Origin of the sequence: Streptomyces sp. SYP-A7185, assembly GCF_046103685.1 — a bacterium.
Classification (GTDB): Bacteria; Actinomycetota; Actinomycetes; order Streptomycetales; family Streptomycetaceae; genus Streptomyces.
In genome coordinates, this window is the sequence record NZ_CP122310.1 from 5,791,698 (window position 1) to 5,805,618 (window position 13,921).

General features: G+C 72.8%; 13 protein-coding genes. 9 read left to right on the forward strand and 4 right to left on the reverse strand.

The features are described 5' to 3' along the window. Positions 1-76 precede the first annotated feature (76 nt). Positions 77-535, forward strand: a complete 459-nt coding sequence (locus tag QBL25_RS25505) for a hypothetical protein (RefSeq protein ID WP_409059291.1) — start codon at positions 77-79, stop codon at positions 533-535. A 107-nt stretch (positions 536-642) separates the two neighbouring features. On the opposite strand, the gene QBL25_RS25510 is transcribed toward QBL25_RS25505, so the two are convergent. Next, positions 643-3,420, reverse strand: a complete 2,778-nt coding sequence (locus tag QBL25_RS25510) for an FG-GAP-like repeat-containing protein (RefSeq protein ID WP_409059292.1) — start codon at positions 3,418-3,420, stop codon at positions 643-645. A 256-nt stretch (positions 3,421-3,676) separates the two neighbouring features. Between QBL25_RS25510 and QBL25_RS25515 the strand changes: the two genes are divergently transcribed. The 4 genes from QBL25_RS25515 (at position 3,677) to QBL25_RS25530 (ending at position 7,498) form a co-directional block, all read left to right on the forward strand. Continuing rightward, positions 3,677-4,477, forward strand: a complete 801-nt coding sequence (locus QBL25_RS25515) for a hypothetical protein (protein WP_409059293.1) — start codon at positions 3,677-3,679, stop codon at positions 4,475-4,477. Between the two features lie 109 nt (positions 4,478-4,586). After that, positions 4,587-5,174: an RNA polymerase sigma factor gene (locus QBL25_RS25520; RefSeq protein ID WP_409059294.1), complete on the forward strand. Its 588-nt coding sequence runs from the start codon at positions 4,587-4,589 to the stop codon at positions 5,172-5,174. Positions 5,175-5,756: 582 nt separating this feature from the next. After that, positions 5,757-6,422: an RNA polymerase sigma factor gene (locus QBL25_RS25525; protein ID WP_409059295.1), complete on the forward strand. Its 666-nt coding sequence runs from the start codon at positions 5,757-5,759 to the stop codon at positions 6,420-6,422. Next, on the forward strand, positions 6,422-7,498 hold the full coding sequence (locus tag QBL25_RS25530) for a hypothetical protein (protein ID WP_409059296.1): 1,077 nt from the start codon (positions 6,422-6,424) through the stop codon (positions 7,496-7,498). Before QBL25_RS25525 ends, QBL25_RS25530 begins: the two co-directional genes overlap by 1 nt. Before the next feature lie 194 nt (positions 7,499-7,692). Here QBL25_RS25530 and QBL25_RS25535 read toward each other — a convergent pair whose 3' ends face one another. Beyond that, complete coding sequence (locus tag QBL25_RS25535; RefSeq protein ID WP_409059297.1) at positions 7,693-8,568, reverse strand: L,D-transpeptidase family protein; 876 nt, start codon at positions 8,566-8,568, stop codon at positions 7,693-7,695. A 130-nt stretch (positions 8,569-8,698) separates the two neighbouring features. On the opposite strand from QBL25_RS25535, the gene QBL25_RS25540 reads away from it, so the two are divergent. Together QBL25_RS25540 and leuE are read left to right on the forward strand one after the other, a co-directional pair. Continuing rightward, a complete protein-coding gene (locus tag QBL25_RS25540) occupies positions 8,699-10,279 on the forward strand; it encodes a methylmalonyl-CoA mutase (protein WP_409059298.1) in 1,581 nt (526 codons plus the stop codon). Between the two features lie 69 nt (positions 10,280-10,348). Beyond that, complete coding sequence (gene leuE / locus QBL25_RS25545; RefSeq protein WP_409059299.1) at positions 10,349-11,002, forward strand: leucine efflux protein LeuE; 654 nt, start codon at positions 10,349-10,351, stop codon at positions 11,000-11,002. 63 nt (positions 11,003-11,065) lie between these two features. Here the strand turns inward: leuE and QBL25_RS25550 are convergent, their stop codons facing one another. Together QBL25_RS25550 and QBL25_RS25555 are read right to left on the reverse strand one after the other, a co-directional pair. Then, a complete protein-coding gene (locus QBL25_RS25550; RefSeq protein ID WP_409059300.1) occupies positions 11,066-11,530 on the reverse strand; it encodes a MarR family winged helix-turn-helix transcriptional regulator in 465 nt (154 codons plus the stop codon). Between the two features lie 33 nt (positions 11,531-11,563). Beyond that, positions 11,564-13,054 (reverse strand): FAD-dependent monooxygenase, encoded by a 1,491-nt coding sequence (locus QBL25_RS25555; RefSeq protein WP_409059301.1) that lies wholly within the window; start codon positions 13,052-13,054, stop codon positions 11,564-11,566. A 29-nt stretch (positions 13,055-13,083) separates the two neighbouring features. Here QBL25_RS25555 and QBL25_RS25560 point away from each other — a divergent pair, with 29 nt between their 5' ends. After that, entirely contained in the window at positions 13,084-13,740 is a 657-nt protein-coding gene (locus QBL25_RS25560) for a TetR/AcrR family transcriptional regulator C-terminal domain-containing protein (RefSeq protein ID WP_409062775.1), read from the forward strand. A 9-nt stretch (positions 13,741-13,749) separates the two neighbouring features. Then, positions 13,750-13,920, forward strand: coding sequence for a hypothetical protein (locus QBL25_RS25565; RefSeq protein WP_409059302.1), 171 nt, complete (start codon positions 13,750-13,752; stop codon positions 13,918-13,920). The last annotated feature ends 1 nt before the right edge of the window (position 13,921 follow it).

A 13,921-nucleotide genomic window follows, 5' to 3' on the forward strand; every position in this document is an offset into this window, starting at 1 on the left:
ACTGTCGCGGGCGCGTCGGCGCGGGGCGTGGGGCCGGCTCGGCCTTGTCCTGTGGAGCCTGGGGGTCACGCCTCTGGTGTCCGTCCTGGCCCATGCCGCGTTCGGGCATCCGTCGCAGCCGCTCGCCGCCGGTCTCACCAGCGGGTGCGTATGGCTCGTGCTGGCCGGTGAGCAGGCCTGGAAGCAGCCGGGACGCGTACGGGCCCTGCTGGACGACGGCGAGGAGCTGACCGCGGTCTTCCCTGCCAGGCGGCTCGCCCGCGGCGCTTCCTCCCGCACCTCGGGCGGGTACGACAGCTGCTTCGTCGTGCTGACCAACCGGCGCGTGCTGGTCTTCGCGCACAACCGGCTCGTGGACGTTCCCACCGGGCTCGTCCTGGACGCGCCGCGCCGCACGTGTGCGGCCGAGCTCCGCGCGGACGGGCGCCGCCTGACGGTCCACCGCGGTGACGAGCACCAGGAGTTCCGGGTCTCCCCGCGGCGCAGGGGAGTCGTCGGACGGTTCGTCGTCGCGCTCAACCGGGGGTGGTGGTGAGGAAACGTCCCGGCACCCGTACGGCGAAGGGGCGCGGCACCTCGTACGGCGAAGGGGCGCGGCCGCACCGGCGGCCGCGCCCCTTCCCCCTGGTGTGACGGAGCGCTCTACGGCGTCAGCGTCTCGCCCAAGTGGGCCGCCGCCGGAGTGCCCAGCTGCGGCTGCCCGTAGTAGACGCCGCCCGACGCCGAGACGCCGGAGGCACCGCTGTCCAGCTGGAGGATCGTGCCGTTGCCCGCGTCCTCGCCGTCCACGCCGATGGCGAGGTCCGCGCGGCCGAAGCCCGACAGGTCGGCCAGCAGCACCGAGGAGCCCAGGCGGTCGGCGGACTCCGTGGAGCCCGGGACGCCCTCCGTGTCCTGCGAGAAGGCCTGGGCGCCGGTGCCGGTCAGACCGGCGGAGGTGCCCTTCAGGAGGAGCGAGGTGCCCGCGTCCTTCCTGGCCGCACCGGAGCGCGTGATGTCCTCGTTCGGCGCGCCCGCCAGGACGTCCGCGTACCCGTCCAGGTTGAAGTCGCCCGCCGAGACCGACCAGCCCATCGCGTCGCCCGACTCGGCGGCGCCCGGGACCCCGGACGTGTCCTGGTGGACCGTCTTGAGGCCCGTCGTCGTGAAGCCCGTCGAGGTGCCGGGGACGACCGTCACCTGGCCGCCCGCGAAGGCGCCCGACTCGGCCGTGTACGGCTGGCCGACGACCAGGTCGTCGTAGCCGTTGCCGTTCACGTCGCCCACGGCCACCGAGCGGCCGCCCTTGACCGAGAGCGCGCCGACCCGGCTCAGGCCGGACCGGGTGCCCTTGAACCACTGGACGCGGCCGACGCCCGACTGGTCGCGGTAGTTCAGGGCCACGTCCGCGTAGCCGTCGCGGTTGAAGTCGCCGGACGCGGCGTCGGCGTACGAGAGGGCGGTGTCGCCCGAGGTCAGGGTGCCGCCCACCTCGCTGCCCGCCTTGAAGCGCGCCGCCCAGGTGCCGCCGGTGCCGGTGGACGCCGAGAAGACGTCCGCCTTGCCGTCGGCGTTGAAGTCACCGACCGCCACGGCCGAGCCGAACCTGGCGCCCGGGTAGTGGAAGTCGTCCGCCAGCTGCATGTCCGTGCCGGTGTCGAAGGCGGGGCCGTAGAGGATCGTGACCGCGCCGCGGTCCTTGTTCGTGGTGTCGTCCTCGCCGGGGGCGCCGATCGCCAGGTCCGCGTGTCCGTCGCCGTTGATGTCGCCCCACGCCGTGGCCGCGGCCCAGTTGTCGCCCGCCTCGGAGGCGCCGGGGACGCCGGGGCTCGACTGGGTCAGGGTCTTCTTGGAGCCGGCCACCGGGCCGTCCAGACCGCCGGGCACGATCGTCAGCGAGCCGACGCCGCCCGAGGCCTTGGGGGTGCCCGCCACCAGGTCCGTGATGCCGTCGCGGTTGAAGTCCGCCGTCGGGATCGCGGAGTTGCGGCCCGCGCCGGTGGCGTAGCGGCGGATCTCGGCGAGCTTGGAGTACAGGTTCTTGCCGGGGCAGGCGGTCGCGAAGCCGTCGCGGTGGCCCGAGACCGTGTTGAGCGACGGGGTGTCGCCCTTCTTCCACACGCCGGTGTCGTCGGCCGCCGTCAGCGTGACCTTGCCCGACGGGTCGCCGCCGTACTGGCCCAGCTTCCAGGCCGCCACGCGCGAGACCGACTCCAGCGCGGCGCGGGTCGGCTTGCCCGCCTTCTTGTACGTCTCGCCCGGGGCCGGGTTCTCGTTGCCCTCGAAGTCACCGAGGACCGCGATGCCCGCGGACTCGCCGTTGAAGCCGTACGTGTGCGCGCCGCGCACCGGCAGATCGGTGCCGCCGCCGCGGCCCTCGAAGATCTGGCCGCACTTGTCCACGAGGAAGTTGTAGCCGAGGTCGTTCCAGCGCTCGGTCTCCACGTGGTACGCCATGATCCCGCGGACCAGGGACGCCGACTGGGCGCAGCTGTAGTCGTTCGTGCCGACCGTGTGGTGGACGAAGACCGCCTTGACCTTCTCGATGTACTCCGGCGGGTCCTTGACGAGGGATTCGTCGGCGCCCCAGGCGGCCCTGCCGATGACCGGCGGCTTGGTGACGGTGGACGGCGGAGCCGACGGAACCGTGGGTTCCGGGTCGGGGGTCGGCGAACCCGAGGGGGCGGGGGAGGTGGGCGGTTCGCCGCCGGGGTCCGACGTGGTCGGCTCCGGTGACGAGGGGGCCTCCGAGGGGGCCTCCGACGGCTCGGGCGATCCGGAGCCGCCGCCCGAACCCGGGTCGGGCGGTACGGGGGTCTCGTCGGCCGCGAACGCCGCCGGCGCCATCGCCGAACCGTCGAGGGCCGGGTTCTTCGCCTCCTTGGCCGTCACGCCCGGGTCCACGAGGTTGACCTCAAGTCCCTTGGGCAGCGCGGCGCTCGCGGTGCCGTCGGCCGCGACCACGCGGACCTCCACACCGTCCGAGGGGCCCACCCACAGCGGATCGGACGCGGCCCGGGTGTCCGCCTCGGTCTTCTCGGCCGGGTGCAGCTCCAGGTCGAGGTTCCGCCAGCCGCTCCACTTGGCGCCCCCGACCGAGCGGGTGCGGACCTGGGCGGTGCCGTCGAGCTCCTTCGTCGCGCCGGTCCACGAGACGCCGAGCAGCGAGAACTGCTCGGTCGACGTGCGTGCCAGCTCCCTCTTCGCGGCGCCGTCGGCCTTGAGCGCGATGTCGTGCACGCTCACCGGGCGCTTCCCGCGTGCGGCGTCGCCCGGCTGATCCCCGGCGGAGGGATCGGCCATCGCGTACGTGACGGCCCCCGCGCCCCCCAGTACGACGGCGCCGATCGTCAGCCACGCCCTGCGCTTGAGACTCAGTGGCCGGTACGCGTGCGTGCTTCGCGCTGCTTCGCGCGGTTTGCGCGGGCTCAAATGCCCCACCCCTTAGCGGAATTGCCGGTTGAACGGTTGGCCAACAACGAGTGCTTACGACTGCCCGAAGCGCCAAACGGTTGTATGCGGGCGGGGGAAATGTGACGTGACGTATCCCGCAGTCCCGGGGTGTGACGGATGGACGGATCATTGCGCTGGACCACGTGACAGCTGTGAACGAAGAGTGTGGGTGGGGACTGTGGGGGCTACGGGTTCGGTGCGCGAGAAGAGACGCCGGTGGGCGCGGGGAATCGCCTGCTGTCTCGTGACGGGGGCGCTGGCCTCCTGCGGCACCGGGGGCGGGGGGAAGGTCTACGAGGGGCTGGTCGAGCGGACGCCGTCCAAGACGCCGGCCCCCGCCGACCAGGTGCGCGGCGAGCGGCTCGGGCGGGAGGCCCTTGAGCTGCTGAAGAACGCCGACTCCGTACGCATCGGGGTCGAGATGAACACGCCCAAGGGGCATCAGGAGGTCTCGGTCCACATGGACCGGCGCAACAACTGCACGGGCACGTTCGACTCCGGGCCCATGCAGCGGGGCGAGTTGGTCATGGTCGCCGGAGGAGAGGCCTACATCAAGTTCTCGGACGCGTCGCTCGACGCGATCCGCGACGCCGCCGTGACGCGGGGGCCGCAGATCGCCGCCAGGGCCAGGGAGCGGACGGCGCTGGCGCGCGGCAAGTACATGAAGATGCCGAAGGGGACCGGGAGTTCGGGTGCCGCGTCCCCGACGAGGATGTGCGACCTCGACAAGGTCTTCGGGCAGCTGGGCAACGGCACGGACACCGAGATGAACGGCGCCCGCGCGCTGCCGGACCGGCGGTGGCACGGGGAGAAGGTCACCCCGCTGACCGCGACGGACGGCGGCCACGACATGACGGCGTACGTGGCGACGGGCGGCAAGGCGTATCTGGTCGGCATGGCGCAGACGCGGGGCGACGAGCAGATGGAGATGCGGATGTCCGACTACGGCAAGCCGGTCGGCGCGCGCGTGCCCGACCCGTCCCTGGTCCTGGACCTCGAAGCGCTCGGCATGGGCCGGGGCGGCGGCTCGCTGTTCGAGGTCTGACACCGGCCGCTCTCTCCTCCGGCCTGTGACATTTCCGCGGGTCCTGGCGCAGCTCAGCGTGGGGGCACGGACACGGTGAGCTGTGTCGCGTCGGTACGGATGGGAAAGCGTGGGTCGAGGAGGGGAACCCCGTCGCGCACGGGCGCGGGACGAGGAGCTCGGTGCCGCGGTGGCGCGGGCACAGGAGGGCGACGAGGCGGCCTTCGCGGTGGCCTACCGCCTGGTGCAGCCGGGGCTCGTCGGCTATCTGCGGGGCCTGGTCGGCCACCACGGCGAGGTCGCCGAGGACATCGCGGCCGAGGCCTGGCTGGAGATCGCCCGGGATCTGGGGCGGTTCCGCGGGGACGGCGCCGGGTTCCGGGGCTGGACGGCGACGATCGCCCGCCACCGGGCGCTCGACCATCTGCGGCGCCAGAAGGTCAGGCCGCGGCCGTCCCCCCTCGAACAGGACGTACTCGATCTTCCCGGGCCGCACAGCACGTCCGAGCAGGCGCTGGAGTCGATCTCCACGGAGGAGGCGCTCGCCCTGATCGCCGGGTTGCCGCGGGATCAGGCGGAGGCGGTGCTGCTGCGGGTCGTGGTCGGGCTCGACGCCCCGACGGCGGCGCGGGTGCTCGGCAAGCGGCCCGGGGCGGTGCGGACCGCGGCGTACCGGGGGCTTCGGCGGCTCGCGCGGCAGCTGGGCGGTCTGCGGTGAAGCCGCCCCGGCTCGTGGTGTTGCTCGCCGGGGCGATGCGGGTGGAGCGGGTGGATGCGCAGGCCCAGCTCCGGGCTGTGGCCGCGTTCCGCTCGGCCCTGCGGGCCGGGGCTTCGCGTCCGCCTACGCGGCCGCGGGACGACTGGCGCTGACCCCTTGCCGGGGGGCTTGAACCGGCCCCCCGCTTCCCTCGCTCTTCGTCTGCACGTGCGTGGGGGCCGTTCGCGCAGTTCCCCGCGCCCCCAAAGGGCGCCCCTTCAGGGGCGCGGGGAACTGCGCGATCAGCCACAGGAGGGCCGCAGATGAAAGGAGTCGGGGGGACAGCTGTCGGCCCCGCCAAGGTGAGCGGCCGGGGTCGCCACCCCCCACAGGAGAGACCCCGGCCGTCACGCGGACGGACCGCACGCGGCCCGTACTCCCTTCAGCGCCGCGGGTGCGTTTTCTGTCACACCGCGTTCTGTCACGCGCTAGTTGCACGTTGTACCAAACATGGACGCGGGCCCACTTCAGCCCGTAGCGTGCTGCTTCGCGCCAGGCTGCGGGGTCAGAACCGCAGCCGGTGTAGGCGCATAGGGAGAAGTTGTGCTGGGGGACGACGCGGAACTGACCGCCGCGGTGCTTGCGGCGCAGGACGGGGACGAGACCGCGTTCCGGACTGTGTACCGCGCCGTGCACCCGCGGCTGCTGGGCTACGTGCGCACGCTGGTCGGAGACCTGGACGCGGAGGACGTCGCGTCCGAGGCCTGGCTGCAGATAGCCCGCGACATCGAGCGGTTCAGCGGCGACGCGGACCGCTTCCGCGGCTGGGCCGCACGCATAGCGCGCAACCGCGCCCTCGACCACATACGCATGCGGGGCCGCCGCCCGGCGATAGGCGGCGACGAGACCGAGCTCACCGGAAAGCCCGGCGACGCCGACACCGCGGACGAGGCGATGGAATCCCTCGCCACCGGTGACGCCCTCGCGTTGATAGCCCAGCTCCCGCAGGACCAGGCGGAAGCGGTCGTGCTCCGGGTCGTCGTCGGCCTCGACGCCAAGAGCGCGGCCCAGACCCTCGGCAAGCGCCCCGGCGCAGTCCGCACCGCCGCGCACCGCGGCCTGAAGCGGCTCGCGGAACTGCTCGGCGCGGACGGCCCGCAGAGCGAGGGCGCGCTGGACGCCGTGCCGCCCCAGAGGGAGCGGCGTGGGCGGGCGGTGACACCCGCCGGTGTGACGCATTCGCGTGTCCGGGCGCAGAAGGACATGTGATGGCCGACGAGGATTACAGGTGGCTGGACCGCGACGCGGCGGAGCGTTTGCTGAGCGGTGAGTCCATCGACGGCTCCGACCTTCACGCGCGCGAGCAGGCCGCGGAGCTGGCCAAGGCCTTGGCCTCGCTGGCGGCGGACGACCGCGCGGGCTCCGTCGTACCGGCCGACGTCTCCGCCGAACTCCCCGGTGAGGCCGCCGCGCTCGCGGCGTTCCGGGAGGCCCGTGGCTCCAAGGCCCGAACGACGTCTACGCGCGTGGGAGCGGGCGAAACCGTTCACATCGGACACTCGGCCGCGCCTGCGCGCCCCGCGCGCTGGACCGGCCCCCTGCGGTACGGACTGGCCGCCGTGCTCGCCGGCTGCATGATCGGCGGAGTCGCGGTCGCGGCCGGTACGGGCGTGCTGCCCTCGCCGTTCGGCGACCGGCACCAGCCGGGCCCCGCGGCCTCCGCGTCGTCCGTCGCCTCGCCCGAGCCGCTCTCCTCCCCGTCGGGTGAGGTGAGCGACAGCCCGGACGTGGAGCCCGACGACGTGACCACCGCGCCGGAAGACTCCTCGCCCGCCCCCGGCAGCAGCGCGCCGCCGCGGCAGGAGACCGGGGACGAGGAAGGCGCGTCCAAGGGCACGGCGGGCACCGAGCAGCCCGGCTCCGGCGACCCGGGGCGCGAGGACGAAGCGGGCAACTGGTACCGCAAGGCGGTCTCCGCCTGCCGCGACTACCGCAGCGGGGAGCTCCAGGGCGAGAAGAGGCGCCGCCTGGAGGAAGCAGCCAAGGGACCCCAGCGGGTGACCGAGTTCTGCGGCCGCGTCCTGGGCGGATCGGGCGGCGACCGCGAGCCCACCGGCGGCAACGGCGACAACGGCAACGGCGGCGACAACGACGACAAGGCCGGCGACGGGGACGACGACAAGGGCGGCGACGGACCCACCGGCGGCGGCAACGACCACTGGGGCAACGGCGGCAGCAGGCCCGTCCCGCCGGTCATCGCGCCCTCGTTCCCGCACCCGGCGCCCGCACCCACCGCCTCGTACAGCGCGCAGCCCGTGCTGCCCGGCTCCTCGTCCGGCTCCTGACCTGCCGGAAAGCCCCGCGGACCGCGGGTGTGACGTTTTTCGGAGCAGTGACGCAGTAAGAAGTGAGCCGACTGGTCATCGGCCCGCGCACGAGCCAGGGGTTCCCCCCGTACCTTTGGCTCAGTGCCACCAGCGTGGGCGGGAGACGTTCCCCCGATCCCGCCCACGCTGATTAATCGGCCCGCTCTCGCGCCTCACTTGTAGACGACGACCTTGTCGCCCTTCTTCACCTGCGCGAACAGGCTCGCGATCTTCTTCTCGTCCCGTACGTTCACACAGCCGTGCGACGCGCCGTTGTAGCCGGTCGCCGCGAAGTCCGACGAGTAGTGCACGGCCTGGCCGCCGCTGAAGAACATCGCGTACGGCATGGAGCTGTCGTACAGCGTCGAGACGTGGTGCCGGGACTTCCAGTAGACGGTGAACGTGCCGTCGCGGGTGGGCGTGTACTGCGAGCCGAAGCGCACGTCCATCGTCGAGACGGTCCTGCCGTCGATCATCCAGGTCAGCGTCCGGCTCTCCTTGCTGATGCACAGCACACGGCCGGTCATGCAGCGCTTGTCGGGCTTCGACGCCGGGATGCCGCCGCCCGAGTAGAGCTCGTACTTCGTGGGCTCGCGGGTCATGTCGACCAGCTTCCGCCAGGTGACCGTGTCCGCCGTGCCCGTGCCGGGCAGCCCGCGCTTGACCTGGAACCCCTTGACCGCCGAGGTCGTGGCCGGGCCGTACGTGCCCGAGGGGTTGTCGAAGAACCAGGCGATCTGGCGGAGCCTCGCCTGCATCTCGCGCACCTGGTCGCCGCGCTGCCCCGGGGCGAGCAGGATCTTCGGGGGCGGCGTCGGCTTCGGCTTCGACGTCGGCTTCGACGCGGGCTTCGAGGCCGGGGTCCGCTCCTGGCGCTCCGGCGCGTCCGCGTCGCCCGGTCCGCCCGCGTCCGTCTTCGTCGGGGAGATCCGGACCGGCTGCGCCTTGCCGTCCGAGTCGACCGCCTGTGCCTTGCATCCGCCCACCAGGGCGACCGCGACCACGGCCCCCACGGCTATCGCACCCTTGCGCACAATGACCCCCGTCATCGCTCGACCGATCGACAGACTCGCCGAGAGTGTTCCCCGCGAGTGACCACCCCTGAACGTTGCCCCATGCTGGAGGAGCACCGCTATACCGGAGAAGTAACGAAGGATCTCTGGCAGGAGGCACAGAGCGATGGCGCGTGAGTCGGAATCCGGACTGCCCTTCGAGCCCGTGTACGGCCCGGAGGCCCTCGACGGCTGGGACCCCGCGACGAAGCTGGGCGCCCCCGGCGCCTACCCCTTCACGCGCGGCGTCTACCCGTCGATGTACACCGGCCGCCCCTGGACGATGCGCCAGTACGCGGGCTTCGGCACGGCCGTCGAGTCCAACGCGCGCTACAAACAGCTGATCGCGAACGGCACCGCGGGCCTCTCCGTCGCCTTCGACCTGCCCACGCAGATGGGCCACGACAGCGACGCGCCGCTCGCGAGCGGCGAGGTCGGCAAGGTCGGCGTGGCGGTCGACTCGGTCGACGACATGCGGATCCTGTTCGACGGCATCCCGCTGGACCAGGTGTCGACGTCGATGACGATCAACGCCCCGGCCGCCCTGCTGCTCCTGATGTACCAACTGGTCGCCGAGGAGCAGGGCGTCGACGCGGGCGAGCTGACCGGCACGATCCAGAACGACGTCCTGAAGGAGTACATCGCGCGCGGCACGTACATCTTCCCGCCCAAGCCGTCGCTGCGCCTGATCGCGGACATCTTCCGGTACTGCCGGGCCGAGCTGCCGAAGTGGAACACCATCTCGATCTCCGGCTATCACATGGCCGAGGCGGGCGCGACGCCCGCGCAGGAGATCGCCTTCACCCTCGCCGACGGCATCGAGTACGTCCGCACGGCGGTCGCCGCGGGCATGGACGTGGACGACTTCGCGCCCCGCCTGTCCTTCTTCTTCGTGGCGCGCACGACGCTCCTGGAGGAGGTCGCCAAGTTCCGTGCCGCGCGCCGGGTCTGGGCCCGCGTGATGCGCGAGGAGTTCGGCGCGAAGAACCCCAAGTCGCTGATGCTGCGCTTCCACACCCAGACGGCCGGGGTCCAGCTCACCGCCCAGCAGCCCGAGGTGAACCTCGTCCGGGTCGCCGTCCAGGGCCTGGGCGCGGTGCTCGGCGGCACCCAGTCCCTGCACACGAACTCCTTCGACGAGGCGATCGCGCTGCCGACCGACAAGAGCGCGCGCCTGGCCCTGCGCACCCAGCAGGTCCTGGCGTACGAGACGGACGTGACCGCCACGGTCGACCCGTTCGCCGGGTCGTACGTGGTCGAGAAGATGACGGACGACATCGAGGAGGCGATCCTCGGCCTCATGGAGCGCGTCGAGGACATGGGCGGCGCGGTGGCCGCCATCGAGAACGGCTTCCAGAAGAGCGAGATCGAGCGCAGCGCCTACCGCATCGCCCAGGAGACCGACTCCGGCGAGCGCGTCGTGGTCGGCCTCAACCGCTTCCGGCTGGACGCCGAGGAGCCCTACGAACCCCTGCGCGTCGACCCCGCCATCGAGGCCCAGCAGGCGGCCCGCCTCGCGCGGTTGCGGGCCGAGCGCGACCAGGCGGCCGTGGACGCGGCGCTCTCCTCGCTCCAGGAGGCGGCGAAGGGCGAGGCGAACGTCCTGCACCCGATGAAGGACGCGCTGCGGGCGCGGGCCACCGTGGGCGAGGTCTGCGACGCACTGCGGGAGGTCTGGGGGGCGTACGAACCCTCGGACGTCTTCTGACGGGACGCGGGTGTCCGCTGTGCGGACACCCCATCCTTCATGTCGTACGCGCGTGCGAGACTCCGCCCCATGCTGGGTGTCACCGATCTTCCGACCTATCTCGCGGGCCTCGCCCTGATCATTCTGCTGCCGGGGCCGAACTCGCTGTACGTGCTCTCCGTCGCCGCGCGCCGCGGCGTCCGCACGGGCTATACCGCCGCGGCGGGCGTCTGGTGCGGCGACGCCGTCCTGATGACGCTGTCGGCCGCCGGTGTGGCCTCGCTCCTCCAAGGCAACGCGGTGTTGTTCGGGATCGTGAAGTACGCCGGTGCCGGATATCTGACCTGGCTGGCGATCGGGATGCTGCGGGCGGCCCTGGCGCTGTGGCGCGAGCGCCGGCAGCCGGTGGCCGACGCGGTTCCGCAGGCGCAGGAGGGCGCGGCCGAGCGGCCGTTCCGCAGGGCCCTGGTGATCAGCCTGCTCAACCCGAAGGCCATCCTCTTCTTCATCGCCTTCTTCGTGCAGTTCGTCGACCCGGGATACGCCTATCCCGCGCTCTCCTTCCTGGTGCTCGGCGTCCTCGCCCAGCTGGCGAGCGTCCTGTACCTGACCGCCCTGATCTTCAGCGGCACCAAGCTGTCGGCCGCCTTCCGCCGCCGCAAGCGGCTCTCGGCGGGAGCCACTTCGGCGGCGGGCGCGCTGTTCCTCGGGTTCGCGGCGAAGCTCTCGCTCGCCGGTGGCTGAGCGGTAGCGGCTCGGCGGCCGAGCGGCGGCGGCTCGGTGGCCGGGCGGCACCGAAGGCCGGCCTCAGTGGTGCCAGGCCGCCCCGCCCACGTTGTGGATCATGCGCTGGAGGACCTTGAGCGTCCGGACGTACTCCTCGTCCGAGATGCCCTCGTGGATCTCCGCGCGCACCTTCCCCTGGCGCCCCGCGGTCTCGTCCCGGAGCCTGCGCCCCTCCTCGGAGAGGCGCAGCCGCCCGCCGATGTCCTCGGTGAGCAGGGCGCGGTCGTGCAGGGCGCTGATGTCGTGGAGCAGGGCGCCGTCGCCGGTGTTCAGATAGCCGCGCAGGGTCGCCACGACGGCGGTCTTGTCCCGGCCGCCCTCGGTGTCGATCTGGTTCAGGATCCACCACTGGGGCTGGGTGAGCCCGGCCTCGGCCAGCATGGTGCGGATGTGGTGGACGACGGCTTCGCCCGCGGCCGACGCCCAGTAGCCGACGGGCTGGTCGATGAGGTCTTCGTCGCTGTGGGAGTACGTGAAGGTGTCCATGCCCAGAACGTAGAACCTCAACTTAGATAGAGGTCAACCGCCGTGGCGGGCCGCGCCTCCGTGGACCAGCCCGACGTACTCCGTCAGACCCGTCGCGTCCTCGCCCGCCCAGCCCACGTACCCGTCCGGGCGCACCAGGAACAGGCCCTTTCCGTACGGTGCGTAGGCCTCGATCCGGTGGACGCGGCCCCATCCCGCGGCCAGGGACGGGAGTTCCGCGTCCGTGCCGACCGCGAGGAGCGTGAAGTGCGGTCCCCTGAACACGTCGAACAGCCGCCCCCCGCCGCCGCACGGCCCGTCCGGCGCACGGTCGCCGGCCCGCAGCGCCTCCTCGGCGAGGCCGTCCCGGGTCTCCACGGCCAAGGGGCCGCCCCGGTAGCCGAGGCCCAGTTGACGGGTGGCGTCCCCGCGCCGCTCCTCGCCCCGGTGGATGCGGGTGGACAGGCCCAGCATCCGCTCGGCCACCGGCATCCGCTCGGCCTCGTAGGTGTCCAGGAGCTCCGCGGGCGCGCCGTCCCGCAGGACCGCGCCCAGCTTCCACCCCAGGTTGTAGGCGTCCTGCACGCTGGTGTTCAGGCCCTGCCCGCCCGCCGGTGAGTGCACGTGCGCCGCGTCCCCCGCGAGGAACACGCGGCCCGCGCGGAACCGGTCCGCCATCGCCGCGCGCGGCCGGAAGTCGGAGGCCCAGCGCACCTCGGTCACCGCGTCGGCGGCGAGATGCGTACGGGCGGCCACGACCGCGCGTACGCCGTCGAGCGAGGTGTCGGGGGCGCTCCCGTCCGTGAACTGGGCCGTCAGCTGGAAGTCCGGCGTGCCCGCCAGCGGGCAGATCGCCAGGGCGCCGCCGCCCTCCGCGGCGGGCGGGAACATGTGCCAGTGGTCGCGGTCCAGGGTGGGGACGCGGACGTCGGCGACCAGGACCGGATGCGGGTCGACGCTCTCGCCCGTCATGCCGATGCCGAGCGCCGCGCGCACGGTCGAGCGGCCGCCGTCCGCCGCCACGGCGTACGCGGCGCGGACGACTCCGCCGTCCGCGAGCCGTGCGGTGACGCCCCGCGCGTCCTGGGCCAGGTCGGTCAGCCCGGCGCCGAACCGGACGTCGTCACCGCCGAGTTCCTTCAGGCGGGCGTACAGGATCTCCTGCGTGCGCCACTGGGGGAGCATCAGCGGCCGGTCGTACGGGGCGTCCTGCGTGGGGCCCTTCTCGTCGAACATCCGGTGCTCGCCCTGCCGCTCGCCGTCCCGCCAGACCATGCCGACGGGGTAGGGGCCGCCCGCCGCCTCGGCCGCGGCGATGATCCCGAGGTCGTCGAAGACCTCCTGGGTGCGGGGCTGGACGCCCTTGCCGCGGGAGCCGGGGAAGAGGGCGCTGGACCGCTCGACGACCAGTGCGCGGACGCCGCGCCGCGCGAGGTCGCAGGCCAGGGTCAGGCCGGTGGGGCCCGCGCCCACGATCAGTACGTCGGTCTCGACGGCGGAAGCGCCGCTCCGGGCAGCCCGCTCCTTAACGGTGTTAAGTTCCATGCTCCAGAGCCTGCGCTTAACGGTGTTAAATTGTCAAGGTGGCTACGACACCCCTGGACCGCGCCCGTGTGGCGAGCACCGCCCTGGAGCTCCTGAACGAAACGGGCCTCGACGGCCTCTCCCTGCGCGCCATCGCCAAGGAACTGGACGTCAAGGCGCCCGCTCTGTACTGGCACTTCAAGGACAAGCAGGCGCTGCTCGACGAGATGGCGACGGTGATGCTGCGGCGCATGAACGAGGAGTTCGCGGCGGACGCGCCGCCCGGCGCCGACTGGTCGCAGTCGCTGGCCGCGGCCATGCGGGGCCTGCGGCGCCATCTGCTCAAGTACCGCGACGGCGCGAAGGTCTACAGCGGCACGCACTTCACGGACCTGTCGTACGCGGCCCCCATGGAGGCCCATCTGCGCCGGCTCACCGACGGCGGCTTCACGCCGGGCGGCGCGGCCCGCGCCTGGCTCACGGCGTACAGCTTCACGATCGGCTACGTGATCGAGGAGCAGTCCATGGGCCCCGACCCCGCGAAGGAGGAGGGCGGTTACGACCTGGAGGCCCGCGCGCGGCGCCTGGACGGCTATCCGCTGGCGGCGGCCGCGGGACACGAGCTGTTCCGCGACTTCGACGCGGGGTTCGAGAAGGGCCTCACCGCGGTGGTCGCCGGGATCGGGGCGACGCTCCTGGAACCGTAGGCTGGGCCCATGGACGCCATGGACGAAGACCCGGGTGAGACCTTGGACCGCCTGGTCCAGGAGCTGGTGAACGCGATGGGCGAGGCCGAGACCGTGATGGGCGAGGCGATGGACGTCGCCCGCGCGGCGGCGGGCGACGCCGCCCCCGGAGCCGGGGAAGCCGCTGCTCCCGGGGCGTGAG